Origin of the sequence: Achromobacter sp. Marseille-Q4962, from assembly GCF_943737005.1 — a bacterium.
Taxonomy (GTDB): domain Bacteria; phylum Pseudomonadota; class Gammaproteobacteria; order Burkholderiales; family Burkholderiaceae_B; genus Achromobacter.
Map to the genome: position 1 here is coordinate 67,527 of NZ_CALSFU010000003.1, position 25,610 is coordinate 93,136.

Below are 25,610 nucleotides of genomic sequence, written 5' to 3' on the forward strand. Positions count from 1 at the left end.
TAAAATTTCCGTTTATAATGCGCAGCTTCTGTGGTTCGCCCAAGGCTGAACACTGAAGCAGAAAGACCAGAGTTTATAGCTTGTGTGCTTTCATAGCTAGTTTTTCATGGCTCGACCATGCATGGGAAACACGGCGAAAAACATGAAAACACCGGCGGACAAACCCGGTCGCATTCAGTGCCCAGGTGGCGGAATTGGTAGACGCGCATGGTTCAGGTCCATGTGCCGCAAGGTGTGGAGGTTCGAGTCCTCTCCTGGGCACCACAGAATTTTCCAGGCGCTGCGGCCTTGCCGCAACGCCAGCGGTATCCGGAAGCTTCCGGACACCCTCGAAAGCCCCGCGGCCGACCCGCGGGGCTTTTGCATTTCCGCTGCGCTTTCCGGCCAGCCGCTCTTGCTCCTCCTGCCTGCTCCCTGCCCCCGCCGGGACGCCGCTCCTGCTCCTGCCGCCCTACGCCTGCCGGCCTTTGCGGCCCGGGCTGCGGCGCAGGTGGTGACGCTCATACGTATCCTGCCCCATGGCCCGGATCTGCGCGTCGACCAGCGCCTCGAACGGCCTGAGCAAGGCATCGTACGCCGCGGGCGCCTCCAGCACATTGAGCGCCCGCACGATGGCCTCGATACTGGAGAGCGCTCCCGGCAGGTCGGCATGGCGCACGCGGTAGCGCGAGGCCGCGCCCGCCGGCTCCATGGGCGGATGCGCGCGGGGCAGCGCCGCCAGTTCCGGATTGTCGCGCAGCATTTTCCGCGCCTGCTTCCAGGTGCCGTCCAGCACGATGAGCTGCAACGGACCGTCGCCGGACGCCGCCGCCAGGGGCTGGGACGACTCCCCGGGAAACAGCAGCACGCTGCGCAGGCCCGGCGCCTCCCACGCCTGCGGCCCGAATTGCGCGCCGACCAGCAGGCGGGCCCGCTCCAGGCCCAGCACCGCCAGCCTGGCGGTGTTGAGCGCATGCCGCGATTCGGAGGGGTGCTGCAGCACCAGCACCCGGGTGCGGCTGGACAGGCTCGGAATCAGCGGGCACAGGCAGAGCGGCCGGGGACGGGCGCAGCGCGGGCATACGGAACGGGACACGGCAACGGAACGCGGAAAAAGAAAAGCGGAAGGGAACGCGGCAGCCACAAGGCAGCGCAGATCCGCAGTCTGCCACATGCCGCCGCCCCCGCCGCTCGCTGCCCCGCTCGCCTTGCGCAAGCGGCCCGCAAAATTTTTTTGCGCCGCTTGCGCACTTCCGGAAAACTATGCATAATTTCGTTTCTCTGCTGCCGGGCACGAGGCGCCGCTTACAAAGCAACGCCGCAACGCAAGGCAACAGCGCCCAGGTGGCGGAATTGGTAGACGCGCATGGTTCAGGTCCATGTGCCGCAAGGTGTGGAGGTTCGAGTCCTCTCCTGGGCACCAATTACCACATCACGAATTACCAGCGTGATGCGCCAAGAAAACCCCGTACGCGAAAGCGTCCGGGGTTTTTTTCTTTTGCGCCGAAACAAGCCAGGAGCAGAAGCGCGAAAGCAAGAACGCAAAGGCAGGCGCGCGGGGCAGATGCGCGCGGAATACTGTGGCGAAGGCGCTGCGGAAAGCCCTCCGCCGCGCAAGCCCGCGCCCCTCGCCGGGGCGCGTCCGGTCAGCCCCGGGGCTCGAGCACGCGCGTCATTACCACGTGGGAAATGCCCGCCTCCATGAACGGTTCGCCCTGCGCGACGAAACCGTGCGCCTCGTAAAAGCCGGTGGCGTGGGTCTGCGCGTGCAGGATGAGCATGCGGTGGCCGTCGCCGTGCCCCTGCTCGATCAAGGCATCGAGCAGCTTGCCGCCGATGCCCAACCCCCGTGCGTGGCGCAGCACGGCCATGCGGCCGATGTGGCCATCGGGCAACAGACGTCCGGTGCCCAGCGGCTCGCCGTTCTCGCCATAGGCCACGGCATGGACCGACACGGCGTCGTCATCGTCCATCTCGACTTCGGGAGGCACGTTCTGCTCCACGACGAATACTTCGTGGCGCACCGCGGACGCGTCATCGCGCAGGCGATCCCAGGTGCCCAGTCTGATGCTTATGTTGTCGGGTTGCGAGGCTGACATGCCGGCTCCTTTTGCAGCAATTGAAATACGGATAACAGATACCGATAGCTACCGGCATTCTCGCAGGGATGCGCGGCGCGCGGAACCGCCCGGCGCCCCGCCCAGTAGAATGTGCGCCTTTGCGCCGCTCCCGCCGTTTCCATGAACGCCGTCATCACCGCCGCCCTGCCCGTCTTCGCCCTGATTCTCACAGGCTGGCTGGCGGCGCGCTGGCGGATCCTGGGCAGCGGCGCCACGGACGCGCTCAACCGCTATGTGGTCTACCTCTCGCTGCCCGCGCTGCTGTTTCGCGCCATGACGCAGGTGGACCTGGCGCACATGGCGCACTGGGGATTCGTGGGCGCGTTCGCAGGCGGCATTGCCGTCACGTTCGCCGCCGCCTTCATGGACCGCCGCGGCGCGGCGCGCGCGCTGACCGACCGCAGTATCGAAGGACTGGCGGCGTCCTACGCCAACGCCGGCTACATGGGCATTCCGCTCTGCCTGGCGCTGTTCGGGGCCGACAGCCTGGCGCCGGCCACCTTCACCACGCTGCTGACGGCCAGCGTGCTGTTCGGCTTCGCCATCGCCCTCATCGAATACGACCGCCAGCAGACCCCGCATCTGGGCCCCACCCTGCTCAGGGTGGGGCGCGCGCTGATGCGCAACCCGCTGCTGGCCGCGCCGGTGCTGGGCATGATCTGGTCCACCACCGGCCTGGCGCTGCCTTCCGGGCTGGACCGCTACCTCGATCTGCTGGGCGCTTCGGCCAGCCCATGCGCGCTGGTGACCATCGGGCTGTTCCTGGCCCAAACGGAAACCTCGGCCGCGGGCCGCGGCGTGCTGAAACTCGTGGCCGGCAAGCTGCTGCTGCAGCCCCTGGCCACGGCGCTGCTCGCGTTCCAGGTATTTTCGATGCCGCCGCTGTGGGCCTGGACCGCCGTGCTGATGAGCGCCCTGCCCATTGGCACCGGCCCTTTCATGCTGGCGCAGATGTACGGCCGCGACGCGCGCGCCACCTCGCGCGCCATCCTGGTGTCGACGGTGGGTTCCATCCTGACCGTCAGCCTGCTGGTGGCCTGGATCAGCGCCCATCCCCCGGCATGAGCCGCGCGCCATCTTATTACCAATAGTTATTTATCAATCATAAATAAGTGTTTTGAGGAATTAAAACCCCGCGCTAGACTGCGCGTATCGGAAACGGGTGCGGAGACGCGCCCGTTTGCGTTTCCCTTTTCTCCCCCGGGATCCCCATCGTCATGAGCACCAACGCGTCCGCCCTGCCCCTGCCTTCGGCCCTGCCGCCCGTCCAGATCAACCGCAAGCCCCTCTTGGCGGCGCTGTTGCTGGTGCTGGCGGGCGCGGCCTACCTGCTGCAAGCCGTGAGCTGGCGGCAAAGCGCCCTCTGGATCGTGGGCGCGCTGCTCGGCGTCACGCTCTACCATGCGTCATTCGGCTTCACCCAGGCCTGGCGCGTGTTCGTCTCGGACCGCCGCGGCGCCGGCCTGCGCGCGCAGATGTTCATGCTGGGCGTGGGCGTGCTGCTGTTTTTCCCCTTCCTGGCGCAGGGCACCCTGTTCGGCCAGCCGGTCAACGGCCTCGTGTCGCCTCCGGGCGTGTCGGTGCTGCTGGGCGCGTTCCTGTTCGGCATCGGCATGCAGCTGGGCGGCGGCTGCGCCTCGGGCACGCTGTTCGCCGTGGGCGGGGGCAACACCCGGATGGTGGTCACGCTGCTGTTCTTCATCGTGGGCTCGGTGCTGGGCACGGCGCACTTCGACTGGTGGTCCCACCTGCCCGCGCTGGCGCCCACCTCGCTGATCAAGACCTGGGGGCTGGCGCCGGCGCTGGTCGCCAACCTGGCGGTTTTCGCGCTCATCGCCTGGGTAGCCACGCGGCTCGAAAAGCGCCGCCACGGCCACGTGATTTCCTTTGCCTCGCGCACCAGCCGCCCGGCCACGCTGCTGCAGGGCCCCTGGCCGCTGCTGTGGGGCGGCGTGGCGCTGGTGGCGCTGAACTTCGCCACCCTGGCGCTGGCCGGCCGCCCCTGGGGCATCACCTCGGCGTTCGCCCTGTGGGGCGCCAAGACGCTGGACGCGCTGGGCTCCGACGTGGCGACCTGGACATACTGGACCAGGCAGACAGCGCTCGCGCAGCCGCTGAGCCGCGACGTGACCACGGTCATGGACATCGGGCTGATGCTGGGCGCCCTGGCCGCCGCCAGCGCCGCGGGCAAATTCGCCCCCGTCTGGAAAGTGCCCGCGCGCTCGCTGGCCGGGGCCGTCATCGGCGGCCTGCTGCTGGGCTATGGCGCGCGCCTGGCCTTCGGCTGCAATATCGGCGCCTATTTCAGCGGCATCCTGTCGGGCAGCCTGCACGCGTGGCTGTGGCTGCCGGCCGCCTTCGCCGGCAGCGCGCTGGGCGTGCGCCTGCGCCCGGCCTTCGGCCTGGCGGTGGAAAAAACGCCGCCTGCGTCGAGCTGCTGAAAAACAGAATTCCACGAATGGCCCCCGCTCGCGGGGGCCATTGTCTTGGGCGGCGCCCTGATGCCTTGCAGGCCGCGCCCCGCAAGGCCTGGCGACCGGCAGGCGCCCTGGCGGGGAAGCGCAGCCCCAGCCCCGGCGCCCCCAGCAACAGCGCCGGGGCCGCTGGCTTCCTGGTGTATGGTTGCAGCATCTCGCCACACGGAGACACGCCCATGCGCTGGATCGCAGGCCGCTATACCGCTTTTTTCCTGGTCGCCGCAGGCGCCGTCGTCACGGGCGCGCTGAGCGCCGCGCACACCTCCGCCTGGCTGTGGGCCGCCGTCCCGCTCGGGCTGCTCGCGCTGCTGGGCGTCTACGACCTGGTCCAGACGCGCCACGCCATCCGGCGCAACTATCCCGTGCTGGGCAATCTGCGGTTCCTCTTCGAATTCATCCGCCCGGAGATCCGCCAGTATTTCCTGGAAGACGACACGCAGGCCGCGCCCTTCTCCCGCGCCCAGCGCTCCATCGTGTACCAGCGGGCCAAGCGCGAAATCGACAAGCGCCCCTTCGGCACGCAGGAAGACGTGTACGGCGACCGCTACGAGTGGATCAACCACTCGCTGTCGCCCACCCACGTCGGCGACACCGATTTCCGCGTCATGGTCGGCGGCCCCGACTGCCTGCAGCCCTATTCGATGTCGGTGTTCAACATCTCCGCCATGAGCTTCGGGGCGCTGTCGGCCAATGCCGTGCTGGCGCTCAACGAAGGCGCCCGGCAGGGCGATTTCGCGCACGACACGGGCGAAGGCGGCATCAGCCGCCATCATCGCCAGCCGGGCGGCAGCCTGATCTGGAACATCGGCTCGGGCTACTTCGGCTGCCGCGACGAGCACGGCGCCTTCTCCGAAGAAGCTTTCGTCAGGAACGCCTGTACGCCGCAGGTGAAGATGATCGAGATCAAGCTGTCGCAGGGCGCCAAGCCCGGCCACGGCGGCATTCTGCCGGGCGCGAAGGTCACGCCCGAGATCGCCGAGGCGCGCGGCGTGACGCCCTGGCAGGACTGCAACTCTCCCGCCAGTCACTCCGCCTTCGACACGCCGATCGGGCTGATGAAGTTCGTGGCCCGGCTGCGCGAACTCTCCGGCGGCAAGCCCGTGGGATTCAAGCTGTGCGTGGGCCACCCCTGGGAGTGGTTCGCCATCGTCAAGGCCATGCTCGAAACCGGCATCACCCCCGACTTCATCGTGGTGGACGGCGCCGAAGGGGGCACCGGCGCGGCGCCCGTGGAATTCGTGGACCACGTCGGCACGCCGCTGCGCGAGGCCCTGCGTCTGGTGCACAACACGCTGGTGGGCGTCAACCTGCGCGACCGGATCAAGCTGGGCGCCTCCGGCAAGATCATTACCGCTTTCGACATGGCGCGCGTCATGGCGATGGGCGCGGACTGGTGCAACGCCGCGCGCGGCTTCATGTTCGCCATCGGCTGCATCCAGGCGCAGGCCTGCCACACCGGCAAATGCCCCACCGGCGTCACCACGCAGGATCCGCTGCGGCAGCGCGCACTGGTGGTGCCCGACAAGGCCCAGCGCGTGGCCAACTTCCATCGCAACACCCTGCACGCCCTGGCCGAACTGCTGGGCGCCGCCGGCCTCACGCATCCGGGGCAGCTCAGGCCGCACCATATCGCCCGGCGCATCTCCCCCAGCGAAATCCGCCTGCTCTCCGCCCTGTTCCCCGAGCTGCGGCCCGGCGAGCTGCTGCGCGGCGAATTCCGCCATCAGGTGTTCCGCACGGGCTGGGCCATGGCCCAGGCGCATTCCTTCCAGCCGGCCCAGGATCTCGTCAGCGCGCTGGCGCAGGGCCAGCCGCGGGGCGCGCCCGCCTGACGCGCCCCTGCAGCCAGCGCTCAAGCATTCTCGAAAACAATTTCCATGGCGCGGCCGCCCGCGCCCCGCTCGCGCCATGCCCCGGCCCCCGTGCATGGCGCGCAGCCCGCGGCCGTTCCTAGCGGCGGCTGCCCGCCAGCAGGCAGAAGCCCGCCAATATGCCCACGAGCGCCGCCAGGCCGACCGATTTCCACGCGTTCTCATGCACATAGTCGTCGGCGCGGGCACGGGCGCGGCGCGCGCGCTCCCGCGCAACCCCTTCCCATTCGCCCGCGGAATCGCGCAGGTCCGCAAGCTGGCGCTTCAGGCGCGAACGCGCCGCCTCGATCTCGGAGCCGGTATAGGAAGCCGTCGAACGCAACAGGTCTTCCGTGCCCGCCAGCAGCTCATGCAAGCTGTCGCTGACCCGCTCGCGATGCAAGGCCATTTCGGCGCGTTGGTGCTTTCGATTCATAGCCGCTCCTTCAATCCGGTTGCAGGACGGTCCGGCCGCGCGGGCGCAAGCTGCCTGCCGGCGCCGGCGCGAACGCGAACGCGAACCCTTGCAGGCATTGTGGCCCCCAAATGCGCCAGCGCGCCCCACGGTTTGGCAACCAGCAGTAAACCGATATTTCAGCGCCGCCCGGCGGCCCGATGCCGGCATCGGCGCCCGCGAATTCGTAAAAGTCCTTTGCTCGAAAAGCCGGGCGCTTGACACCGCAACCCCTGCGGCAAGCACAATAGACTTTTGCAATGCGCTTCACCGGCCTCGAAAAGGAGCTGAACGCATGGTTTCCCCCTCCGCGCTGCTTGCCTGTCCGCCGACGGAAGCCTCCGCGCCGCGCCTGCCCCGGCAGGCCGACCAGCGCGAGCTGCAGGCCGGGCTGCTCGACCGGCCCGCCCACATCGACCCCAAGTTCCTCTACGACGCGCTGGGCTCGTCGCTCTTCTCCGCCATCACCCAGCTTCCCGAGTACTACCCCACGCGCTGCGAAGCCGAGATCTTCGAACGGCACGGCGCGGACATCGCGCGCCACGCCGGCACGGCGCAAACCCTGGTGGACCTGGGCGCTGGCGACTGCGCCAAGGCCGAGCGCCTGTTTCCCGCCTTGCGCCCGCGGCATTACGTGCCAGTGGACATTTCGGCGGACTACCTGCAGGCCGCCGTGCGGCGGCTGCGGCTTTCGTATCCCGAGCTGCGCATCACGCCCCTGGGCCAGGATTTCTCGCAATCGCTGAGCCTGCCCGCGGACATCCCGGAAGCCGGCAGGCTTTTTTTCTACCCGGGCTCCAGCATCGGCAACCTGGATCCCGACGGCGCGCTGGCCATGCTCGAACGCATCCGCGCCTTGTGCCCCGACGGCGGGCTGCTGGTCGGCGTCGATCTCGTCAAGTCCAGCGCCATCCTGGAGCCGGCCTACGACGACGCGCTGCACCTCACCGCCGCCTTCAACCTGAACCTGCTGCGGCACGTCAACGCCGTGCTGGACGCCGATTTCGACGTGGACGACTGGCGCCACGTCGCGCTGTTCGACCGCCGGCGCTCCCGCATCGAAATGCACCTGGAAGCCCGCCGGAACGTGCGCGTCGCCTGGCCGGAAGGAGAACGCCTGTTCGCCGCGGGCGAGCGCATCCATACGGAAAACTCGTACAAGTTCACGCCGCAAGCGTTTACCGCGCTGCTCGAACGCGCCGGCTTTGCCAGCGTGCGGCACTGGTCGGACTCGCGCGGCTGGTTCTCGGTGTTCGGCGCCCGCGCCTAGGGCCGTCAACGCGCCTCTGGCCCCCCGCTCCGGCGTCGGAAACAACGCGGCCCGCGCCGCCATGCTCCTGGAGGATCGCGATGGAATCCGCCTGCCTGCTCACCCATGCCGCCGGCGCCGCCCAGGCTGCCGGCCAACCCGGCCTGCACGAGCAATACGACGCCGTGCGCGCGACCAGCATGACGTTGGCCGCGCCGCTCGGCGCGGAAGACTGCCAGGCGCAGTCCATGCCCGACTGCAGCCCGGTCAAATGGCACCTGGCCCACACCACCTGGTTTTTCGAGACCTTCCTGCTGAGCCGCTTCCTGCCTTCGCGCGCCGCCTTCCATCCGCAATACCGCATGCTGTTCAACTCGTACTACAACGCGATCGGCGACAAGCATCCGCGGCCCCAGCGCGGGCTGCTCACGCGCCCCGCCCTGGCGGAGATCCTGGAGTACCGCCGGCACGTGGACGAAGGCATGCGCGCCCTCATCGGCCGCCTGGGCGGAGAGCCGGCCTTCGACGCGCTGCTGGCGCTCGGACTGAACCACGAACAGCAGCACCAGGAGCTGATCCTCACCGACGTCAAGCACCTCTTCCATGCCAATCCGCTGCGGCCCGCCTACGCGCCCGCCGGCTCGCCGGCGCTGCCGCCCGGCACGCCGGCGGGCTGGACGCGCTTTGACGGCGGCGCGACGCGCATCGGCCACGACGGCACGGGCTTCGCCTTCGACAACGAGGGGCCGGCGCACGAGGTGCTGCTGCAGCCCTACTACCTGGCCGACAGGCTGGTAACCCAGCACGAATACCTCGAATTCATCCGCGACGGCGGCTACCGCCGGCCTGAGCTCTGGCTTTCGTTGGGATGGGAACGCGTGTGCGCCGAAGGCTGGGAGGCCCCGCTGTACTGGCACGGCCAGCGCGACCAGTGGCGCGTCTTCACCCTGCACGGCATGCAGGAGCTGGAATTGCAGGCCCCTGTCACTCATGTCAGCTACTACGAGGCCGACGCCTACGCGCGCTGGGCGCGCGTGCGTCTGCCGCGCGAAGCCGAATGGGAGCATGCCTGCCGGCGCCTGCCCGCCAGCGTGCACGCCTTGCGCGCCAACCTGCTCGAAAGCGGACACCTGGATCCGCGCCCCGCCCCGCCGCGCAAGGAACACCGCGGCCCGGTGCAGATGTACGGCGACACCTGGGAATGGACCTGCAGCGCCTACGGCGCCTATCCGGGATTCCGGCCCGATCCCGGCGCCGTCGGCGAGTACAACGGCAAATTCATGTGCAACCAGTACGTGCTGCGCGGCGGCTCCTGCGCCACCCCGCGCGGCCACCTGCGGCCCAGTTACCGCAACTTCTTCCCGCCCGAGGCGCGCTGGCAGTTCACCGGCATCCGGCTCGCCCGCGACGCCTAGAAAAACGGCGCGGAAAAATTTCGGGGCCGCCCTGTTGCATGGCATTTTTCTTTCGTGCTAGAATTTCTTTCTTCGTTAGCCAGGGCCGCCATTTAGCGGGTCAGCTCATAGCGGATCGTTGATCGCGGGCCGGGCAAGAACGAATGGCGCATTAGCTCAGCCGGTTAGAGCGACGGAATCATAATCCGCAGGTCCCCTGTTCGAATCAGGGATGCGCCACCAAGGAATACCGAAGCGCCCACGCGAGTGGGCGTTTTTTCTTTGTCTGACGTTTTTCTTTGTCTGGCGCTTTCGTTGCCGGGGCTTTCCGTCAGGGGCTCTTGAACCCTGCCCGCGCGAAAACGCCGGGTGCCCCAGCCCTGGGAGCCCCAAGAGCCCCTTCCGGGCCACGCCCCTCCCCTACGCCTTCCTGTTTCCCACCCCGAAGCAATGCTCGGCCGCCGGAAACGCGCCGGCGCGCACGTCTTGCGCGTAGCGCGCCGCGGCCCCGGAAATCTCGGCGCCCAGTTGCGCGTATTGCCTGACGAAGCGCGGCACGCGCGCGCCGGACATGCCCAGCATGTCGTCGACCACCAGGATCTGTCCGTCGCAGGCCGGCGAGGCGCCGATGCCGATCACGGGGATGCGCAGGGCCTCGGTCACCTGACGGGCGACCGGCTCGGCGGTGCACTCGACCACCAGGGCAAAGGCACCGGCGGCTTCGAGCGCCCGTGCGTCGCTCACGATGCGCGCGCCGCGGTCGCTCTGCATGCCCTGCGCCTTGTAGCCGCCCACGGCATGGACCTGCTGCGGCATCAGGCCGATATGGCTGACCACCGGCACGCCGCGCGTCGCCAGGAAGTGCACGGTATCGGCCATTTCCGCACCGCCCTCGAGCTTGACGGCCTGCGCCCCGGTTTCGGCCAGGACGCGGGCGGATGCCTCGAAAGCCTGTGCGGGAGATGCCTGGTAACTGCCGAACGGCAGATCCACCACCACGCAAGCCAGCGAAGAACCGCGCACCACGGCCGCTCCGTGCGCGATCATCATATCCAGCGTCACGCCCAGGGTGCTGGGCAGCCCGTACACCACCATGCCGAGCGAATCGCCGACCAGCAGCAGGTCCGCATGCGGATCGAGCAGGCGGGCCATGGGCGCGGTGTACGCCGTCAGTGCCACCACTTTGCCCGGCCCCTTGGCCTGGCGGATGTCAGGAATGGTCTTGCGCGTCTGCGCTTGCTGTGCGCTCATGGCTCCCCCCGGATCGCGGTTCGTCGAAACCGCCTATGGTAGCGTCGAGCCGCCCGCCGGCGCCGGAGGACCATCAGCCGGATCCGACGAGAGGCCGGCCTCAGCTGTCCCGGCGGCGGCCGCCCCAGGTCGCGCACAGGCTGGCCACGAAAGCGCCCACCAGCATGGAGGCGAAACCCCAGAGCGCAAGCGCCGCGGCGGTCTTGCGGGCCGCGTCGGCGGCCTCTTTGGCCTTCTGCCTGGCTTCGTCCGCGGCCTGCCTGGCCTCCTGCATTGCCTGGTCGACCCGTTTTTGCGCGGCCTGCGGATCGAGCCCGGCCTGCGCGGCCACGACCTTGGCCACGTAGTCGCGGTCTTGCTGCGTCATGTCGCCGCGGGCCACGCTCACCGCCACGATGCGCGCGACCTCGGCGCGGGCTGCGTTCCGGTCGCCCGCGGCGTCCGGCTGCCCGAACCGCAACAGCGTGTCGGCCAGGTATCCCGCCGACCGCTCCATGCCGCCTCCCGACGCCGCGGCCCCGGCCGCGGCGGTCGCGGCCATGCCGGCGCCGGCGGCGACCGACACCCCGACCTTGGCCGCGCCCGACGCCAGCGTGGCCAGGGCGGAGCCCAGCAGCGCGGCGCTCACGACCGCGCTCAGTGCCCACACCAGGAAGCCGTGGGCGGTGTCGCGGAAATACACCTCGTCGGAATGCGCGTCCGCCCATTTGGTGCGCAGCCGGCCCGCCACATAGCCGCCGATGCCGTAGGCCACGATCTGCGTGAAGAAGGTCCATCCGATGAGGCCGGCGCCGACGGCGGGCGCCGAGGCCCCTTCGCCCGCCCACGGCGACACCGAAAGAAACCCGAGGCCGGCGCCGCCGGCGAACAGCGCGAGCGAGAGCGCGGCGGCAATGACGGCGCCCGCGAACACCGCGGCCCATGACACCGCCGAGCGTGCCGATTCCGGGGGAGCAAGACTGGCGCCATAGGGGTGCGTGCCAGCGCAAGAGGCGTTTTCCATGGTCATTCCTTCTTCATCTTCAGGTAGGTAAGAACGGCGACGGCGCAGGAACTCAATGCCAGAACAGGGCCAGCAGGATGATGATGGGAATGGGAACGCCCAGCAGCCAAAGCAGAATGGCGCGCATGATTGCCTCCTTGGAAAAATGGAAAAAAGGAACATCCCGCCCGGCGGGCGGGATTCAGGCCAGATCGATGTCGCGCGGCCGCGCGGGATCGGGCGGCGGCAGCGGGCCGCCATCCGGATCGTCGGGCGGGCGGCCCGGATCGGGCCGGGGATCGTCGGGCCGGTCGCGGCCCGGCTGCACGGGGTCGTCGGGCGGCGCGTCGTCGGGGGAGCCGGGGTTGCGGTGCGTGGGATCGGGCATGATGGCCTCCGCTTGCGCGTGAATCGCGCGTCGCGGCGGCTAGCAGCAATCGCCGTTCCCGTGGAGGAAGGGCGCGCTGGCCCCGGGTGATCCGGACGCCCGGCGCGCGCCTGGGGCGGCGCCCGCGCGATCAGGGCGCAGGCGGCGTGTCCGCGCCCAGGATTTCCAGCACGGCCGCCTTGCCGGCGGCGGAGGCTTCGTCCTGGCTGGCGTAGCGGCGCGGAGAGTAATTTGTGCTGCGCACATTGCCGGTTCCGGGGTCGAGCAAGGTGATGATCCAGGCGAATTCGCCCGGCAGCAGCTGACGGACCTGCAAGGTGGCGCGCGTGCCCGGACGCAGTCTGTGCGGCATGAAGGCCTCTGTTGAACACCCGATGGATACCGGAATCGTAGCGCAGCGCGTTGCGGGCGGCACGGCGGCGATGCTGCGACCGCACATGGATTCATGCTGCAGGGTGCGCGGCAAACACGCCACACTCCGCGCGCCCGCTGCGGAAAACCCTAGGATGCATTCCCCGCATACCGGCGCAAAATCAGATCAAACAAGCAGACCGCTAAGCGGCGCCGTATCCCCTTAAATGCAAAGCGAGGACGGAGGCGACATGACTTACGTAGCTGTTTTCATGAGCTGTTTGATGATCGCGGGCATCGCCGCGCTGGTAGTCCAGACGGTCCGCAGCGCCGGCACCGAACTCTGGCTCAGGATATCGGCAGCCATCGTCAGTTCCACGTTCGCCTCGCTTCTCGTCATTCCCATCGGCTTCGCCGTGGTGCAGTCGCTGCTTGCGGAGTAATGCGGCGGCGGCCCGGCCGCCAGGCTAGAGATCCGACGCCACGCGGCGCTTGCCGTCGCCCTTGGCCTTGTACAGCGCCGCGTCCGCGCGGTCCAGCAACTGCCTGAGCGTCATGCCCGAGTACGGGTAGACCGCGATGCCCACGCTGGCCGACACGGCGACGTCCACGTCGGGATAGGGCATGGAGAGGCTTTCCACCAGCGCCTCGGCCACGGGACGGGCGTTTTCCGCGCTGGCACCCAGCAGCAGCACGGCGAACTCGTCGCCTCCCAGGCGCGCCGCGACGTCGGACACGCGCACGGCGCGCGCCATGCGCGTGGCGGCCTCTTTGAGCACCATGTCGCCCGCGGCGTGCCCATGCCGGTCGTTCACGGCCTTGAACCCATCCAGGTCGATGGCAAGCACGGCGAAGGTGTCGTTCGAACGCTGCGCCACGGCCAGTTCCCGCAGCACGAGCTCGCCGAACAGGACGCGGTTGCACAGCCCCGTGAGCGGATCGTAATGCGCCATGTGCTGCGCGTGCGCCAGCATGCGCGAGGCCTGCAGCATGGCCGCTCCCACTTCCGCCGCCTCGCGCACCGGCGTGTCCGGCACCGCCACCGCCCGCCCCTCGCCCAGGGCCAGGGCGGGCGCCACCAGGCCCTGCACGGCCGAGGTCAGGCGCTTGGCCAGTCTCGAGGCCAGCCAGAGCCCCAGGCCGAATACCAGCAGCGTGCCGCCCGCCACCCAGGCAATCGAGCGGTACAGTTCGGAAACCAGCAGGTCCATGGGCGCCCCGCCGGCCACGGTCCATCCGGACAGCGCCGACCGGCTGAACGCCGTATACACGCGGGTTCCGTTTCGGGCCGTGGTTTCGAGCGCCCCTTCGGCTTCGCGCTGGATCGCGCCGGCCAGCGCGGGCAGGGGCTTCTCGCCCACGAAGCGCGCCGTGTCGCGGGTGCGGGCCAGAATGGCGCCCGTATCGTCGAGCACGAACGCCACCCAGCCGTCGGGCAGCGCCCGGCGCGCCAGCACATTGCCGATGCGCTCCGGCGCCAGCCGCACACTAAGGCAGTAGATCACCTTGTCGTCGCGCATGACCGGCACGCCCAGCGCGACCGCGAGCTTGCCGTCGGCCGCGTTGCGAAACAGCGAAGTCAGCACGGGCTGTCCGGTCTTGAACACGTCCAGGAGCTGGACGGTCGCCGGGCTGGCGGGCAAGGGCGAGCCAAAGGGCCGCGCGGTGTCCAGCAAGGTACGGCCGTCGCTGTCGATAAGGGCATAGTTCTCGGCGATCTGGAAGCGCACCGAACCCTGCGCGCGGCGGTGGAACGAGGCGAAATCCCCGGCCACCAGGTCGGGCGAGCTGGCCAGCATCTGCAGCCCGGCTTCGACGCCCGCGAGTTCGCGGTCCAGGATGGCGACCAGATTGCGGGTGACGAAAATCGCGTCGCGGAAAATGCGGTCGCGCTGCGTGGCGTAGCTCTGGTACACCGCAACCAGGGCCACGACGAGCGCGGGCACGATGCAGGCCGCCACCAGCACGAGCAGGCCCGTCTTCATGGAATACCTGCGGGAACGGCGGCGCGCGGAACCCCGCCTGGAGAGTTCGCCCATGCCTATGGCATGCCCAGGAAAACGCACCGCCCGCTATGCCCTCGCCCCGCCATCTCTCCTCCAGAGGACCGTCCGGCCGCCGCGCCGGAGCCCACGCCGAAATGATCGCGGATCGTCAGCGGCGCGCGCCGCGTGCACCGGCCTGCAGCGCCGGTATTCCGCGTCCCCAATTTATCCCAAAACCTGTCGTGCCGCGACGCATCGCGCGCCGCCGCGCGGACTATCGCGGATCGAAATCGGGCGTGCCGGGAAACTGGCTTTCAAGCAGCGTCAAGGCGCCCTTTTCGGCCATCCGGATGTTGGGAAAGACGTTCCGGGTGTCCTCCAGGGACGGAAACCCGAAAACCAGCACCCGCACGTGTATGCCTTCGGCTTCCTCGGCGAATTCGATATCGAAATTGCGCTCTTCGATCCAGCCGGATTTGTACAGTTTCCATTCCATGCTCGGCATGCTCCTTGCAGACAGGCCGGCGGCCGCCGGCCCTTGCTCAACCATACACCGGGATCGGCGGCGCCGGCGCAAGGGCCCGCAGGCTCGTCCTAGTCGCGCGCGGACGGCCGCTGCGCGGCCCTGTCCGCCGCCGGCGCCGCGTCGGCATCGGCGGGCGTCGCCGGGGCGAACAGATCCCAGCTCGCCATGAAAAGCGCCGCCACGAGCGGGCCGATGACGAAACCGTTCAGGCCGAAGAGCGCCATGCCGCCCAGCGTGGAAATCAGCACCACGTAGTCGGGCATTTTCGTGTCCTTGCCCACCAGGATGGGACGCAGCACGTTGTCCACCATGCCGATGACCAGCACGCCGAAGCCGATAAGCACGATGCCCTTGACCATGTCGCCGGTCAGCAGGAAGTACACGGCCACAGGCGCCCAGATCAGCCCCGCGCCGACGGCGGGCAGCAGCGACAGAAAGCCCATGATGACGCCCCAGAGCAGCGCCCCCTGGATGCCCAGCACGGAGAAGATGATGCCGCCCAGCGCGCCCTGGGACGCCGCCACGGCGATGTTGCCCTTCACCGTGGCGCGCACCACCGTGGTGAACTTGCGGAACAGATGCCGCTTGTGCTCCTCGCTCAGCGGCACCGCGCGGCGCAGCCGCGCCGACAGCTGCGGGCCGTCGCGCAACAGGAAGAACAGCAGGTAGAGCATGATGCCGAAGCTCACCACGAACTGGAACGTGTCCTGCCCGATGCTGAGCGCCTGCGTGGCCAGGAACTGGCTGGCCTGCATGGCGGCCGCGCTCAGTTTCTCCTGCAGGCTGGGGATGTCGGCCAGGTCGAAGCGGGACAGCATGTCGTGCACCGAAGGCGGCAGGGCCGCCATGACCTGCTGGAAATACTCGCCGAAATTGATCCGGCCGGACTTGATGTTCTGGTAAAGCCCGGCGCCTTCGCGGACCAGCGAGCCGCTGATGGCGATGAGCGGCAGGATGACCAGCAGCAGCACGAGCAGCAGCGTGATCAGCGAGGCCAGGTTGCGCCGCCCACCCAGGCGCGTCACCAGCCGGCGCTGCAGCGGCGCGAAGATGATCGCGAGAATCGCGCCCCAGAAAACGGCGCCATAGAACGGCCAGAGCAGCCAGCCGAACGCCACGGTAACGGCTATCAGCAGGAACAGGAATGTCCGGTAGTGCAAGCTGGAAGATTGGCTCATGATTCATCCCAGGTCCGGCCTGAGCCGCGAGACCCGCATTGTACAAATGCCGGCGGTTTCAGGACGACGGCCCCGCGGCCGCCGCGAGAAATCCGCGTGCGCTTTCCAGGTCGGCGGCCATGGCGTTGAGCGCCTCCAGGCGCTGGTTCAGTTCGCGCTGCAGCGAAGGCTTGTCCACCTGGGCCTGTCCGTCGCGCAGCGTGACCTCGGCCGGGTGCGCCGCGACGAAGTCGGCGATGTCCAGCGCATGGCGCGCCACCGCGTCCAGCCGCCCCGCCGCCTGCGTGAAATCCGCCGCCGGGGCGCTCACCGCCTCGTCGTACACGCCGTCGAAGACCGGCGCGAGATCGGGCGGCAGCTCCAGTTCCGACCGCGCCTTGTCGGCCCGCTCGCGCGCTTCGCGCACGGCGCGCTCGCTGGCGGCCAGCGTCTCGCGCGCGGCGCGCAGGTCGCCGGCGCGCTGCGCGATCTGCTCCACGCTCTGCAGCGCCTCCAGTTGCAGCACCTCGCGCAGCGGCTGCGCCGCCGCGGCCATATCCGATTGAAAGCGGGTGAGAATGCCGTAGGTATCGGCGTAATCGCCCAACGCATCCTTGTCGGGCCCGCCCAGCGGCGGCAAGGGCAGAAAGACGCCCTGCGCCGCCCGCGTCTGCAGCAGCTGGATGAACGCGGCCCGCTCCTGGGGCTCCTTGTTGACGCAGGCGCCCAGCATCAGGACCGGCCCCAGCACCAGGGCCGCCGCGCAGGCACGCAGCAATCGCATATGGTTTCTCCTTGCCAACCCGGACTGGCGGCAGCTTACCCCGAAGCCTCCCCGGCGCCCGGCCAAACCGGATTTTGTTGCTATCGAAGCGATATGTGACACGGCGCCGGCGCTCAGGGCGAAAGCGGGTGCGCCATGGCGCAGCGGCGCGCCGCGTCCAGGCCGCCCGCCGCCTCTTCGCGCAGGCGGGCCTCGAGGTAGGCGGGCATGTCCGGGCCCTGGATTTCCTCGAACCCCTGCCGACGATAGAACGGGCCATTCCAGGGCAGTTCGCGGTCCGTCGTGAGTGTGACGCGGCGAAAGCCGCCGGGGCCGCGCGCATGGGCGATCACGGCGGCCAGCAGCGCGCGGCCCAGGCCGCGCCCCTGGCAGGGCAAAGCCACCGACATTTCCAGCACGAACAGATCGCCCGGCGCGCCCGGCGCCGCCTGCGCGGCCGCGAACCCCGCCAGGCCGCCGGGCGTCTCGGCCACCCAAAGCAGGCCGTCGCGGCGCGCCGACTCCAGGACGCCCGCAGGCAGGGTCGGCCCCTGGACGAGCCAGGCCATGGGGGTGCCCAGGAAACGGGCGGCGGCCGAGCGTTCGATGCCGGCCAGGCCGCTCATATCGGAAGTTTGCGCAAGTCTTATCATGAGGACCGAAGTATGCATCAGGCGCGCCCCGGAGCGCGTCCGAGCCTGGCCTACAATGGCGGTCCCGCACAACCCGCGCTTCGCATTTCACTTCGAGCCATGACGCAAGACGCTTCCCCCTGGGGCTTTGCCCAGCCCGACTGCAAGGGCGCCGCCGCCCTGCTGTTCTTCATGAACGACCTGGCGCGCGTGGTGAACCAGTATCTCGGCGCGGACAGGCTGTCGGACGAGGCGCTGGCCGACGCGCAAAAGGCGGTGGACGCGCTGCTTGCGCGCTATGTCGAGATCCAGGCCGCGCCGGAGGCGTTCGACGGCGAACGCGTCGGACTCGCCCTGGAAACCGAACGGCGTCCCGACGGCAGCACGGCTGCGCAGGTGGCGCTGCGCATGTCCGCCCGGCTCGAAAACCTGATCATCGAAGCGCAGCGCCAGGCCGCCGCCCGGCGGCATTGAGCCCGCCGGCCGAAAGTTCTTGACAAAACAGCAAGTTAGTGCATATACTTGAAAAGTTGTGCCCAACGACACCTAAAACGATAGGCACACACATAGGCACGACGACTCCAGGCGAGCGCGGCCGCAAGACAAGCGCGGCATCAAGCCGCATCAAGAAGCGGCATCAAGGCAACCGCCAGAATTAAACGCCGAAAGGTAACCGCCGAAAGGTAAACGCCAAACAAGGCGCCAGGCGCGCAACCCGACGGGCGCGTAAAGCAAGTATCCCGGCAAGGCCCTCCGCCAGCCGCGGAACAAGCGTCCCGGACGTGCGCCAGGGCGCTCGCTCCCTGGGCGCGGCGGGTTTCGCGAGGCGCTTCGAAGGTTCGCGGAAGTCGAATCGCGGAAGCCGGCCCGGCGGGATCCCCACAACGATCGCTGCGCGAGAAATGCCGCGCAGGCCATCCGCCGCAGTAAAGGCGCGTGGCGATCCGCGACACGCCGGCCGCGCCATTTCCCGGTTCGCGCGCCGATCCCGCCTTCCGGGGCAGTTTTTTCCGGAACCTTCCGGCCCGCCACGGCTCCAACCTTGCCTGGTCCGCCACCAAACCGCAACCGCGCCACGGCCGGCTGCGGCTTTCCATAACTAGAACTTGAAAGAGGACAAACATGAACACCCTTTTCACCAAGACCGAACTGATCCGCCGTCCCGCCCACATGGCGCTGGACAACACGCCCATCCACGTGGGCGACGTGGTGCACCTGCAGCCGGCGCATGGCCCGGCCGTACGGGCCAAGGTCATCTACAACGCGCCGATCGACGGCACCACGACCTACACGACCGAACTCGTGCCTTGCGGCGCGTCCACGGTCCGGCGCTTCCGGTTCCGCCACGAGCACGTGCACCGCATCGAACCCCTGCGCCCGCAGACGCGCCGCTGAGGCGCCGGGCCGCGCCGCGTCAGGCCGGGCCGCGCCGCGCCAGGCCGGGCCGCGCGTGGCCCGTGCTAAATTCATCGGCGGCAATCTGGCTCGCAACGGAATCCGCATGCAAAACAACAGGCTCGCAATCCGCATCTGGGACCTCCCGACCCGCCTTTTCCACTGGACGTTCGCCTTCTGCGTGATCGGCGCCTTCGTCAGCGTCAAGCTGGGCGGGCTCTATATGGACTGGCACGTGCGCTTCGGCTGCGCGGCGCTGGGCCTGGTGATCTTCCGGCTGGCCTGGGGCTTCATCGGGCCGCGCTATGCCCGTTTCTCGCAATTCGTGCGCGGGCCCTCGGCCGTGGCCGCCTACCTCAGGGGCGCCGCCGCGCCCGCCGGCCACAATCCGCTGGGCGCGCTGTCCGTCCTGGCGCTGCTGCTGGTCGTCGGCCTGCAGGCGGCCAGCGGCCTGTTCGCCACCGACGACATCATGACGCAGGGGCCGCTGTATGGATACGTGAGCGAATCCGTGGCGGGCGCCCTCACCTCCTGGCACAAGCTCAACGAGTGGATCATCATCGCCCTGGTCGCCCTGCACCTGCTGGCTATCGCGTGGTATGCCCTGGTGCGCCGCAAGCGCATCGTGGGCCCCATGATCACCGGCAACGCCGATCCGCGCGACCTGCCCGCCGGCACCCCGCCCGCCGACGACGGGCCCGCGGTGTGGCTGCGCGCGCTGCTGCTCGGCGCCTGTGTCTGGGCGCTGGTGGCGTGGATACGCTCGCTGGAAGTCGTGGCCGGCATGTCGTTCTCGTAAGCAGCGTTCCCGCAAGCCGCGGCGACCATCGACACACAAAAGAAAGCCCTGGGCCGGTTCGCCGCCCAGGGCTTTTCCTTTTCGCTTGCCCGGCGGGCTTATTTCTTCTTGCGATAGGAGTCGTGGCAGGACTTGCAGCTTGCTCCCACGTCGCCGAACGCGGCGCGCAGCTTGCCGAGATCGCCGGCGTCGGCGGCGGCCGACAGCTTGGCCATGTTGTCATGGAACGCCTGCTGCTTCTGCTTGAAGCCCTCGGCGTCGCTCCAGACCTCGGGGCGAGCCTCGCCGCCCTCGGTGCCGGGGCCGAAGGCCGCCCAGGGCAGCGTCGACAGGGTCTTCAGCACCGCCACGTTCGCCTTGATCTGCGCGGCATCGTAGGGCGCCTGGCCCTTGACCACCGGCTGCATGCGCCCGAAATGCGATGCCATGAGCGTCAGCGCGGCCTCGCGGTACTTGACGGCGTCCTCGGGCTTGGCGAACTGGGCGGCCGCCGGCTGCGCCAGCAGCGGCCCGAAGGTCATACAGGCAAGCGCCGCGAACGTGGACAACTTCTTCATGAAAACCTCCCGTGTGTGACTAGGGCGTGCGCCCCTGAGCGAGGAAACGCCGCGCCCCGCAGCGCGGCGCGGAAATTACAGCGCGCGCGCCAGCTCGGCGGCCAGGCCGATGTAGGAACGCGGCGTCATGGCCAGCAGGCGCGCCTTGGGCTCTTCGGGCAGCTCCAGCCCTTCGATGAATTCGCGCAGGGCTTCTTCGGTGATGCCCTTGCCGCGCGTCAGCGCCTTGAGCTGCTCGTAGGGCTGCGGCAGGCCATAGCGGCGCATGACCGTCTGCACCGGCTCGGCCAGCACTTCCCAGCACGCGTCGATGTCGGCGTCGATGGCCGCGGCATTGACTTCCAGCTTGCCCAGGCCGCGCAGGCACGCATCCCAGGCCACGAGGCAATAGCCCAGGCCGACGCCCAAGTTGCGCAGCACGGTGGAATCGGTGAGGTCGCGCTGCCAGCGCGAGATCGGCAGCTTGTCGGACAGGTGGCGCAGCACCGCGTTGGCCAGGCCCAGGTTGCCTTCGGAGTTTTCGAAGTCGATGGGGTTGACCTTGTGCGGCATGGTGGAGGAGCCCACCTCGCCTTCCTTGAGCCGTTGCTTAAAGTAGCCCAGCGAGACGTAGCCCCAGATATCGCGATCCAGGTCCAGGATGATGATGTTGGCGCGCGCCACCGCGTCGAACAGCGCGGACATCCAGTCATGCGGCTCGATCTGGATGGTGTGGCGGTTCTGCGTCAGGCCCAGGCCGGCCAGCACGCGCTGGCTGAAAGCGGGCCAGTCGATTTCGGGATAGGCCGAGAGATGGGCGTTGTAGTTGCCGGTGGCGCCGTTGAGCTTGGCCAGCGGCTCGACGGCCGCCACGGCCGCGATGGCGCGATCCAGGCGCGCGGCCACGTTGGCGAACTCCTTGCCCAGGGTGGTGGGGCTGGCCGGCTGGCCGTGGGTGCGCGACAGCATGGGCTGGTCGGCATGCGCCGCGGCCATTTCGGTGAGCTTGGCGGCGATTTCGCGCAGGCGCGGCACCAGCACCCGGTCGCGCGCGCGCGTCAGCATGAGCGCGTGCGAGGTATTGTTGATGTCTTCGGAGGTGCAGGCGAAATGGATGAACTCGGCGGCGCGGGCCAGTTCGGCGTCGTCGGCCACTTTTTCCTTGAGCCAGTATTCCACGGCTTTCACGTCGTGGTTCGTGACGCGCTCGATTTCCTTGATGCGGGCCGCGTCGGCCTCGGAGAAATGCTGGACCAGCGAGAGCAGGTGCTTGCGGGCGGCCGCCGTGAAGGGCGGCAGCTCGGGCAGGCCGGCGTCGGAAAGCGCGATGAGCCAGGCCACCTCGACCTCGACGCGGTGCGCCATGAAGCCCGCCTCCGACAGCAGGCCGCGCAGCGCGTCGCCGCGGGAAGCGTAGCGGCCATCCAGTGGCGAAAGAGCGTTGAGTTGGCTGAGCTGGTTGGCGATCTGCATGGGTCTGGAAGGGGGGTCTGGAGGGAAAAGGCCGTCGGACGGGGAAAACCCGACGATTTTATCATCCGGGGGGGCCCCACATTGTGGCAAACTGGCTAAACCGCAGGCTTGCGACGGCGGGGCCGCCATGCAGCCTGCTATACTTCGGCCGCTTTCCGACTCCGCTTGTGACTCCATGAAACTGATCGGCTCGCTTACCAGTCCTTACGTGCGCAAAGTGCGTATCGTCATGGCCGAGAAAAAGCTGGACTACCGGCTCGAACTCGAAAACGTCTGGTCCGCCGACACGCAGATCCAAACGTACAACCCGCTGGGCAAGGTGCCGTGCCTGGTCATGGAAGACGGCGGAGCCCTGTTCGATTCGCGCGTCATCGTCGAGTATCTCGACACCCTGTCCCCGGTTGCCCGCCTCATTCCGCAGCCCGGCCGCGACCGCGCGGCCGTGAAGTGCTGGGAGGCCATCGCCGACGGCGTGCTGGACGCCTGTGTCACGGTCGTCAAGGAAAACCAGCGTCCCGAGTCGCAGCGCAGCCCCGAATGGATCGCCCGCCAGTACGGCAAGATCCACGCCAGCCTCGACGCCATGAACAAGAGCCTGGGCGAAAACGCCTACTGCATGGGCATCAACTACAGCCTGGCCGATATCGCCGTGGGCTGCGCCCTGGGCTACCTCGACCTGCGCTTCGCCGATCTCGGCTGGCGCTCCCGCCACGAGAACCTCACCCGCCTGTTCGAAAAGCTTTCGCAGCGCCAGTCGTTCATCGACACCGTGCCCCGGACGGCCTGAGGGACGCGCGCTCCCCGCGCCTCGCGCCCCAGCGAAAACGCCGCCTCCAGGCGGCGTTTTCGTTCGCGCCGGCGGGGCTCAGCCCGCCGCGTAGGTCTGCCAGGCCTTGACCAGCATGTAGGCCGCCAGCGCGAACAGCAGGCAGGCGAAGACCCGCTTGAGCGTGGCCACCGGCAGGCGGTGCGCCATGCGCGCGCCCAGCGGCGCGGTCAGCACGCTGGTGCATACCAGCGCCACCAGCGCCGGCCAGTAAATGAACCCGATCATGCCGGGCTGCGACGCGCCTTCGGACAGGCCGGACACCACATACCCCACGCTGTTGGCCAGCGCGATGGGAAAACCCAGGGCGGCGGAGGTGGACACGGCATTGTGCAGGGCCACGTTGCACCAGACCATGAAGGGCACGGACAGGAAGCCGCCGCCGGCGCCCACCAGCCCCGACAAGAAGCCGATGCCGGCGCCCGCCGCCGAGGTGCCCACCACTCCCGGCATCTGGCGGCTGGGCTTGGGCTTCTTGTTGCGCAGCATGTTCCAGCCCGAATAACCGACGAAGAGCGCGAAGAACAGCGACAGCCAGAGCGTGTTGAGCGCGGCAAACACCGCGCCGCCCGACAGCAGGCCGCCGACGATGATGCCCGGCGCCATGGCCGCCACGATGCCCCAGCGTATGGTGCCGCGCTGATGGTGCGCCCGGACGCTGGAAATCGAGGTAAAGAGGATGGACGTCATGGACGTGGCGATGGCTGCGTGCACAACCAGATCGGACGGCATGCCCTGCCACGTGAAAAGCATGGTCAGGAACGGCACCAGCAACATGCCGCCCCCGATACCGAGCAGCCCGGCCGCGAAACCCACTACCGCCCCCAGCGCCAGCAGGCACAACACCATGGTGATGTCCAAGTCCCCTCTCCTCGTCGATGTGAAATCATGAATGCGGCCGCGCGCGGCGACCGGCGTCACGCGATGATGCCGCCGCCCAGGCAGACGTCGCCGTCGTACAGCACGGCGGATTGCCCCGGCGTGACCGCCCATTGCGGCTGGTCGAAGGCCAGCGTGAAACCCTGCGCGCCGGCATCCTGCAGCCGGCAGGCGGCATCGGCCTGCCGGTAGCGCGTCTTGGCGCCGTAGGCGCCCTCGGCGGGGGGACGGCCCGCCACCCAGCTCGCGTCCTGCGCGCGTAGGCTGCCCGACAGCAGCCAGGGATGGTCGTGCCCCTGCACCACGTACAGCACGTTGCGCTGCAAGTCCTTGCGCGCCACGTACCAGGCCTCGGCCGTGCCGTCTTCGCGCTGGCGGCCCTTCACGCCGCCCACGCCCAGCCCCTTGCGCTGCCCCAGGGTGTAGAAGGACAGACCCTCATGGCGCCCCACCTGCTGGCCTTCCGGCGTGAGGATGGGCCCCGGCTCGGTGGGCAGGTAGCGGTTGAGGAACTCCCGGAAAGGGCGCTCGCCGATGAAGCAGATGCCGGTGGAGTCTTTCTTGGCGGCGTTGTGCAGGCCGATCTCGTGCGCGATGCGGCGCACCTCGGTCTTGTGGATCTCGCCCAGCGGAAACAGCGTGCGCGACAGCTGCGCCTGATTCAGCCGGTGCAGGAAATAGCTCTGGTCCTTGGAGCCGTCCAGCGCCTTGAGCAACTGGAATTCCGAGCCGCCGCCCTCGGCCGGCACTTCCCGCACGCGGGCGTAGTGCCCCGTGGCGATGCGCTCGGCGCCCAGCGCCATGGCGTGGTCCAGAAACGCCTTGAACTTGATCTCGGCGTTGCACAACACGTCGGGGTTGGGCGTGCGGCCGGCCGAATACTCGCGCAGGAACTCCGCGAACACGCGGTCCTTGTATTCGGCGGCGAAGTTGACGAACTCGAACTCCACGCCGATGCGGTCGGCCACGCTGGCCGCGTCGAGCAGGTCCTGGCGCGTGGAGCAGTATTCGGAATCGTCGTCGTCTTCCCAGTTCTTCATGAAGAGGCCGACGACCTCGTAGCCCTGCTGTTTGAGCAGCCAGGCGGTGACCGAAGAATCGACGCCGCCGGACATGCCCACGACGACGCGGCCCTTCTTGCTGGATGTGTGATTCATGGTGAGCGCTATTTTAGGGCGTGTTGCAGGGCTTCCTCGTCCGGGGCGGGCTGCGGCTCGGCGGCGCGCGAGACTTCCATGAGCCAGGAGCGGAACGCCTGCAGGGTGGGCAGGTTGGCCTTTTGCTCCGGGTAGCAGAGGTAGTACCCCATGCGGGCGCGGATCGGGAGCTGGATCGCCACGGCCAGCTTGCCGTCGCGCAGTTCGTCCTCGATCAGGCAGCGCGGAATCAGCGCCACTCCGAAACCGGCGGCCGCGGCCTGCGAGAGCAGCGCGTATTGGTCGAAGCGCGCGCCTTCCAGGCTGCGGCGCGTGTCGCAGCCGGCCTGCTCGAACCAGTCGCGCCAGCCCTCGAGCGCGGAGGTGTGATGCAGCAGCGGATAGGCCAGCAGCGCCTCGGCGGACGTACAGCCGCCCGGGATGAGCTTGGGACTGCAAACAGGAAGAATCTCCCGGCCCACGATGTAATCCGCGCCGCTGCCTGGCCAGATGCCCTCGCCGAAGCGCACCGCCGCGTCCAGTTCGGGGGTGGAGAAGTCGTACCCCTGCCGGTGCGGCAGGAATTCGACGTGGATGTCGGGCCGCAGCCGCATGAAGGCCGTCAGGCGCGGGATGAGCCAGCGCGCGCCGAAGGTGGGCATACAGGTGAGATGCAGGGTGCCGCCGCGCCCCTGGTGCGCGATAAGCTCCACCGTGGCCGCCTCGATCTGGCCCAGGCCGGCCTGAATCTTGGCCAGATAGCTGCGGCCGGCCTCCGTCAGCACCAGTCCTTGCCTGATGCGCAGGAATAGTTCGACCCCGAGGAAGTCCTCGAGATGTTTCACCTGCTTGCTTACCGCGCCTTGAGTCACGCACAGTTCCTGCGCGGCGCGGGTAAAACTGCTGTGGCGCGCGGCCACTTCGAAAGCCTGCAGATCGGTGAGGGAGGGACAGAAACGCCGCATGGATGCAGGGGCATGCCGCAACGCGGAAAAGGCTTTTTTATTG

At 68.6% G+C, this 25,610-nt stretch carries 27 protein-coding genes and 3 tRNA genes; 13 read left to right on the top strand and 17 right to left on the bottom strand.

Features of this window, described 5'->3' with window-relative positions; genetic code table 11:
• The first annotated feature begins 179 nt into the window (after positions 1-179).
• Positions 180-264 (top strand) — tRNA-Leu (locus tag NGJ44_RS03225).
• A gap of 187 nt (positions 265-451) precedes the next feature.
• On the opposite strand, the gene NGJ44_RS03230 is transcribed toward NGJ44_RS03225, so the two are convergent.
• Positions 452-1,075, bottom strand: a complete 624-nt coding sequence (locus tag NGJ44_RS03230) for a tRNA-uridine aminocarboxypropyltransferase (protein ID WP_053245306.1) — start codon at positions 1,073-1,075, stop codon at positions 452-454.
• Positions 1,076-1,317: 242 nt separating this feature from the next.
• Between NGJ44_RS03230 and NGJ44_RS03235 the strand changes: the two genes are divergently transcribed.
• Positions 1,318-1,402: transfer RNA gene (locus NGJ44_RS03235), tRNA-Leu, on the top strand.
• 223 nt (positions 1,403-1,625) lie between these two features.
• Here the strand turns inward: NGJ44_RS03235 and NGJ44_RS03240 are convergent.
• Positions 1,626-2,078 (bottom strand): GNAT family N-acetyltransferase, encoded by a 453-nt coding sequence (locus NGJ44_RS03240; RefSeq protein ID WP_053245302.1) that lies wholly within the window; start codon positions 2,076-2,078, stop codon positions 1,626-1,628.
• A gap of 141 nt (positions 2,079-2,219) precedes the next feature.
• On the opposite strand from NGJ44_RS03240, the gene NGJ44_RS03245 reads away from it, so the two are divergent.
• The 3 genes from NGJ44_RS03245 to NGJ44_RS03255 all read left to right on the top strand — a co-directional run bounded on the left by NGJ44_RS03245 (position 2,220) and on the right by NGJ44_RS03255 (position 6,408).
• Entirely contained in the window at positions 2,220-3,164 is a 945-nt protein-coding gene (locus tag NGJ44_RS03245) for an AEC family transporter (protein WP_251863100.1), read from the top strand.
• Between the two features lie 152 nt (positions 3,165-3,316).
• A complete protein-coding gene (locus NGJ44_RS03250) occupies positions 3,317-4,540 on the top strand; it encodes a YeeE/YedE family protein (RefSeq protein WP_251863101.1) in 1,224 nt (407 codons plus the stop codon).
• A 212-nt stretch (positions 4,541-4,752) separates the two neighbouring features.
• On the top strand, positions 4,753-6,408 hold the full coding sequence (locus NGJ44_RS03255) for an FMN-binding glutamate synthase family protein (RefSeq protein WP_053245304.1): 1,656 nt from the start codon (positions 4,753-4,755) through the stop codon (positions 6,406-6,408).
• 118 nt (positions 6,409-6,526) lie between these two features.
• Here the strand turns inward: NGJ44_RS03255 and NGJ44_RS03260 are convergent, their stop codons facing one another.
• Positions 6,527-6,862 carry an ElaB/YgaM/YqjD family protein gene (locus tag NGJ44_RS03260; protein ID WP_251863102.1) on the bottom strand — a complete coding sequence of 112 codons (336 nt, stop codon included), beginning with the start codon at positions 6,860-6,862 and terminating at the stop codon, positions 6,527-6,529.
• Between the two features lie 313 nt (positions 6,863-7,175).
• Between NGJ44_RS03260 and egtD the strand changes: the two genes are divergently transcribed.
• The 3 genes from egtD (at position 7,176) to NGJ44_RS03275 (ending at position 9,766) form a co-directional block, all read left to right on the top strand.
• Positions 7,176-8,150 (top strand): L-histidine N(alpha)-methyltransferase, encoded by a 975-nt coding sequence (gene egtD / locus NGJ44_RS03265; RefSeq protein WP_251863103.1) that lies wholly within the window; start codon positions 7,176-7,178, stop codon positions 8,148-8,150.
• An 80-nt stretch (positions 8,151-8,230) separates the two neighbouring features.
• Positions 8,231-9,544 carry an ergothioneine biosynthesis protein EgtB gene (egtB, locus tag NGJ44_RS03270; RefSeq protein ID WP_251863104.1) on the top strand — a complete coding sequence of 438 codons (1,314 nt, stop codon included), beginning with the start codon at positions 8,231-8,233 and terminating at the stop codon, positions 9,542-9,544.
• Between the two features lie 145 nt (positions 9,545-9,689).
• Positions 9,690-9,766: transfer RNA gene (locus NGJ44_RS03275), tRNA-Met, on the top strand.
• A 177-nt stretch (positions 9,767-9,943) separates the two neighbouring features.
• On the opposite strand, the gene panB is transcribed toward NGJ44_RS03275, so the two are convergent.
• The 4 genes from panB to NGJ44_RS03295 form a co-directional block, all read right to left on the bottom strand.
• The gene (gene panB, locus NGJ44_RS03280; protein WP_251863105.1) at positions 9,944-10,774 is read right to left on the bottom strand and encodes a 3-methyl-2-oxobutanoate hydroxymethyltransferase; all 831 of its coding nucleotides are present in this window, start codon (positions 10,772-10,774) and stop codon (positions 9,944-9,946) included.
• 100 nt (positions 10,775-10,874) lie between these two features.
• Positions 10,875-11,777 carry a hypothetical protein gene (locus tag NGJ44_RS03285; RefSeq protein ID WP_251863106.1) on the bottom strand — a complete coding sequence of 301 codons (903 nt, stop codon included), beginning with the start codon at positions 11,775-11,777 and terminating at the stop codon, positions 10,875-10,877.
• A 181-nt stretch (positions 11,778-11,958) separates the two neighbouring features.
• A complete protein-coding gene (locus NGJ44_RS03290; RefSeq protein ID WP_251863107.1) occupies positions 11,959-12,144 on the bottom strand; it encodes a hypothetical protein in 186 nt (61 codons plus the stop codon).
• Positions 12,145-12,274: 130 nt separating this feature from the next.
• Positions 12,275-12,496 (bottom strand): hypothetical protein, encoded by a 222-nt coding sequence (locus NGJ44_RS03295; RefSeq protein ID WP_251863108.1) that lies wholly within the window; start codon positions 12,494-12,496, stop codon positions 12,275-12,277.
• Positions 12,497-12,746: 250 nt separating this feature from the next.
• Between NGJ44_RS03295 and NGJ44_RS03300 the strand changes: the two genes are divergently transcribed.
• Positions 12,747-12,938 carry a hypothetical protein gene (locus tag NGJ44_RS03300; protein WP_251863109.1) on the top strand — a complete coding sequence of 64 codons (192 nt, stop codon included), beginning with the start codon at positions 12,747-12,749 and terminating at the stop codon, positions 12,936-12,938.
• Between the two features lie 24 nt (positions 12,939-12,962).
• Here NGJ44_RS03300 and NGJ44_RS03305 read toward each other — a convergent pair whose 3' ends face one another.
• The 5 genes from NGJ44_RS03305 to NGJ44_RS03325 all read right to left on the bottom strand — a co-directional run bounded on the left by NGJ44_RS03305 (position 12,963) and on the right by NGJ44_RS03325 (position 17,552).
• Positions 12,963-14,480, bottom strand: coding sequence for a GGDEF domain-containing protein (locus NGJ44_RS03305; protein ID WP_251863110.1), 1,518 nt, complete (start codon positions 14,478-14,480; stop codon positions 12,963-12,965).
• 274 nt (positions 14,481-14,754) lie between these two features.
• A complete protein-coding gene (locus NGJ44_RS03310) occupies positions 14,755-14,976 on the bottom strand; it encodes a hypothetical protein (protein ID WP_251863111.1) in 222 nt (73 codons plus the stop codon).
• Between the two features lie 98 nt (positions 14,977-15,074).
• On the bottom strand, positions 15,075-16,184 hold the full coding sequence (locus tag NGJ44_RS03315; protein ID WP_251863112.1) for an AI-2E family transporter: 1,110 nt from the start codon (positions 16,182-16,184) through the stop codon (positions 15,075-15,077).
• Between the two features lie 58 nt (positions 16,185-16,242).
• Positions 16,243-16,947 (bottom strand): DUF3053 family protein, encoded by a 705-nt coding sequence (locus NGJ44_RS03320; protein ID WP_251863113.1) that lies wholly within the window; start codon positions 16,945-16,947, stop codon positions 16,243-16,245.
• 113 nt (positions 16,948-17,060) lie between these two features.
• Complete coding sequence (locus tag NGJ44_RS03325; RefSeq protein WP_251863114.1) at positions 17,061-17,552, bottom strand: GNAT family N-acetyltransferase; 492 nt, start codon at positions 17,550-17,552, stop codon at positions 17,061-17,063.
• A gap of 126 nt (positions 17,553-17,678) precedes the next feature.
• Between NGJ44_RS03325 and NGJ44_RS03330 the strand changes: the two genes are divergently transcribed.
• The 3 genes from NGJ44_RS03330 to NGJ44_RS03340 all read left to right on the top strand — a co-directional run bounded on the left by NGJ44_RS03330 (position 17,679) and on the right by NGJ44_RS03340 (position 19,752).
• Positions 17,679-18,032, top strand: a complete 354-nt coding sequence (locus NGJ44_RS03330; protein WP_251863115.1) for a hypothetical protein — start codon at positions 17,679-17,681, stop codon at positions 18,030-18,032.
• Between the two features lie 648 nt (positions 18,033-18,680).
• The gene (locus NGJ44_RS03335) at positions 18,681-18,953 is read left to right on the top strand and encodes a hypothetical protein (protein WP_251863116.1); all 273 of its coding nucleotides are present in this window, start codon (positions 18,681-18,683) and stop codon (positions 18,951-18,953) included.
• Between the two features lie 106 nt (positions 18,954-19,059).
• Positions 19,060-19,752: a cytochrome b/b6 domain-containing protein gene (locus NGJ44_RS03340; RefSeq protein ID WP_053246134.1), complete on the top strand. Its 693-nt coding sequence runs from the start codon at positions 19,060-19,062 to the stop codon at positions 19,750-19,752.
• A 98-nt stretch (positions 19,753-19,850) separates the two neighbouring features.
• Here NGJ44_RS03340 and NGJ44_RS03345 read toward each other — a convergent pair whose 3' ends face one another.
• Entirely contained in the window at positions 19,851-20,309 is a 459-nt protein-coding gene (locus tag NGJ44_RS03345; protein WP_053246133.1) for a c-type cytochrome, read from the bottom strand.
• Between the two features lie 75 nt (positions 20,310-20,384).
• Complete coding sequence (gene purB, locus NGJ44_RS03350; protein WP_053246132.1) at positions 20,385-21,761, bottom strand: adenylosuccinate lyase; 1,377 nt, start codon at positions 21,759-21,761, stop codon at positions 20,385-20,387.
• A 175-nt stretch (positions 21,762-21,936) separates the two neighbouring features.
• On the opposite strand from purB, the gene NGJ44_RS03355 reads away from it, so the two are divergent.
• The gene (locus tag NGJ44_RS03355; protein WP_053246131.1) at positions 21,937-22,548 is read left to right on the top strand and encodes a glutathione S-transferase; all 612 of its coding nucleotides are present in this window, start codon (positions 21,937-21,939) and stop codon (positions 22,546-22,548) included.
• A 78-nt stretch (positions 22,549-22,626) separates the two neighbouring features.
• Here NGJ44_RS03355 and NGJ44_RS03360 read toward each other — a convergent pair whose 3' ends face one another.
• The 3 genes from NGJ44_RS03360 to gcvA all read right to left on the bottom strand — a co-directional run bounded on the left by NGJ44_RS03360 (position 22,627) and on the right by gcvA (position 25,567).
• Entirely contained in the window at positions 22,627-23,436 is an 810-nt protein-coding gene (locus NGJ44_RS03360; RefSeq protein WP_502802103.1) for a sulfite exporter TauE/SafE family protein, read from the bottom strand.
• Between the two features lie 68 nt (positions 23,437-23,504).
• Entirely contained in the window at positions 23,505-24,623 is a 1,119-nt protein-coding gene (gene mnmA / locus NGJ44_RS03365; RefSeq protein WP_053246129.1) for a tRNA 2-thiouridine(34) synthase MnmA, read from the bottom strand.
• Positions 24,624-24,631: 8 nt separating this feature from the next.
• Positions 24,632-25,567 carry a transcriptional regulator GcvA gene (gcvA, locus tag NGJ44_RS03370; RefSeq protein ID WP_053244785.1) on the bottom strand — a complete coding sequence of 312 codons (936 nt, stop codon included), beginning with the start codon at positions 25,565-25,567 and terminating at the stop codon, positions 24,632-24,634.
• Positions 25,568-25,610 lie beyond the last annotated feature (43 nt).

What these genes read in the sequence shown, in the direction of transcription:
- NGJ44_RS03320 (WP_251863113.1), bottom strand. Translation starts at nt 16,947, where the DNA reads ATGCGATTGCTGCGTGCCTGCGCGGCGGCCCTGGTGCTGGGGCCGGTC.
- NGJ44_RS03240 (WP_053245302.1), bottom strand. Translation starts at nt 2,078, where the DNA reads ATGTCAGCCTCGCAACCCGACAACATAAGCATCAGACTGGGCACCTGG.
- NGJ44_RS03290 (WP_251863107.1), bottom strand. Translation starts at nt 12,144, where the DNA reads ATGCCCGATCCCACGCACCGCAACCCCGGCTCCCCCGACGACGCGCCG.
- NGJ44_RS03300 (WP_251863109.1), top strand. Translation starts at nt 12,747, where the DNA reads ATGACTTACGTAGCTGTTTTCATGAGCTGTTTGATGATCGCGGGCATC.
- gcvA (WP_053244785.1), bottom strand. Translation starts at nt 25,567, where the DNA reads ATGCGGCGTTTCTGTCCCTCCCTCACCGATCTGCAGGCTTTCGAAGTG.
- NGJ44_RS03330 (WP_251863115.1), top strand. Translation starts at nt 17,679, where the DNA reads ATGACGCAAGACGCTTCCCCCTGGGGCTTTGCCCAGCCCGACTGCAAG.
- purB (WP_053246132.1), bottom strand. Translation starts at nt 21,761, where the DNA reads ATGCAGATCGCCAACCAGCTCAGCCAACTCAACGCTCTTTCGCCACTG.
- NGJ44_RS03295 (WP_251863108.1), bottom strand. Translation starts at nt 12,496, where the DNA reads ATGCCGCACAGACTGCGTCCGGGCACGCGCGCCACCTTGCAGGTCCGT.
- NGJ44_RS03245 (WP_251863100.1), top strand. Translation starts at nt 2,220, where the DNA reads ATGAACGCCGTCATCACCGCCGCCCTGCCCGTCTTCGCCCTGATTCTC.
- NGJ44_RS03305 (WP_251863110.1), bottom strand. Translation starts at nt 14,480, where the DNA reads ATGAAGACGGGCCTGCTCGTGCTGGTGGCGGCCTGCATCGTGCCCGCG.
- mnmA (WP_053246129.1), bottom strand. Translation starts at nt 24,623, where the DNA reads ATGAATCACACATCCAGCAAGAAGGGCCGCGTCGTCGTGGGCATGTCC.
- NGJ44_RS03340 (WP_053246134.1), top strand. Translation starts at nt 19,060, where the DNA reads ATGCAAAACAACAGGCTCGCAATCCGCATCTGGGACCTCCCGACCCGC.
- NGJ44_RS03250 (WP_251863101.1), top strand. Translation starts at nt 3,317, where the DNA reads ATGAGCACCAACGCGTCCGCCCTGCCCCTGCCTTCGGCCCTGCCGCCC.
- NGJ44_RS03260 (WP_251863102.1), bottom strand. Translation starts at nt 6,862, where the DNA reads ATGAATCGAAAGCACCAACGCGCCGAAATGGCCTTGCATCGCGAGCGG.
- NGJ44_RS03310 (WP_251863111.1), bottom strand. Translation starts at nt 14,976, where the DNA reads ATGGAATGGAAACTGTACAAATCCGGCTGGATCGAAGAGCGCAATTTC.
- egtB (WP_251863104.1), top strand. Translation starts at nt 8,231, where the DNA reads ATGGAATCCGCCTGCCTGCTCACCCATGCCGCCGGCGCCGCCCAGGCT.
- NGJ44_RS03335 (WP_251863116.1), top strand. Translation starts at nt 18,681, where the DNA reads ATGAACACCCTTTTCACCAAGACCGAACTGATCCGCCGTCCCGCCCAC.
- NGJ44_RS03255 (WP_053245304.1), top strand. Translation starts at nt 4,753, where the DNA reads ATGCGCTGGATCGCAGGCCGCTATACCGCTTTTTTCCTGGTCGCCGCA.
- NGJ44_RS03345 (WP_053246133.1), bottom strand. Translation starts at nt 20,309, where the DNA reads ATGAAGAAGTTGTCCACGTTCGCGGCGCTTGCCTGTATGACCTTCGGG.
- panB (WP_251863105.1), bottom strand. Translation starts at nt 10,774, where the DNA reads ATGAGCGCACAGCAAGCGCAGACGCGCAAGACCATTCCTGACATCCGC.
- NGJ44_RS03355 (WP_053246131.1), top strand. Translation starts at nt 21,937, where the DNA reads ATGAAACTGATCGGCTCGCTTACCAGTCCTTACGTGCGCAAAGTGCGT.
- egtD (WP_251863103.1), top strand. Translation starts at nt 7,176, where the DNA reads ATGGTTTCCCCCTCCGCGCTGCTTGCCTGTCCGCCGACGGAAGCCTCC.
- NGJ44_RS03325 (WP_251863114.1), bottom strand. Translation starts at nt 17,552, where the DNA reads ATGAGCGGCCTGGCCGGCATCGAACGCTCGGCCGCCGCCCGTTTCCTG.
- NGJ44_RS03315 (WP_251863112.1), bottom strand. Translation starts at nt 16,184, where the DNA reads ATGAGCCAATCTTCCAGCTTGCACTACCGGACATTCCTGTTCCTGCTG.
- NGJ44_RS03360 (WP_502802103.1), bottom strand. Translation starts at nt 23,436, where the DNA reads ATGGTGTTGTGCCTGCTGGCGCTGGGGGCGGTAGTGGGTTTCGCGGCC.
- NGJ44_RS03285 (WP_251863106.1), bottom strand. Translation starts at nt 11,777, where the DNA reads ATGGAAAACGCCTCTTGCGCTGGCACGCACCCCTATGGCGCCAGTCTT.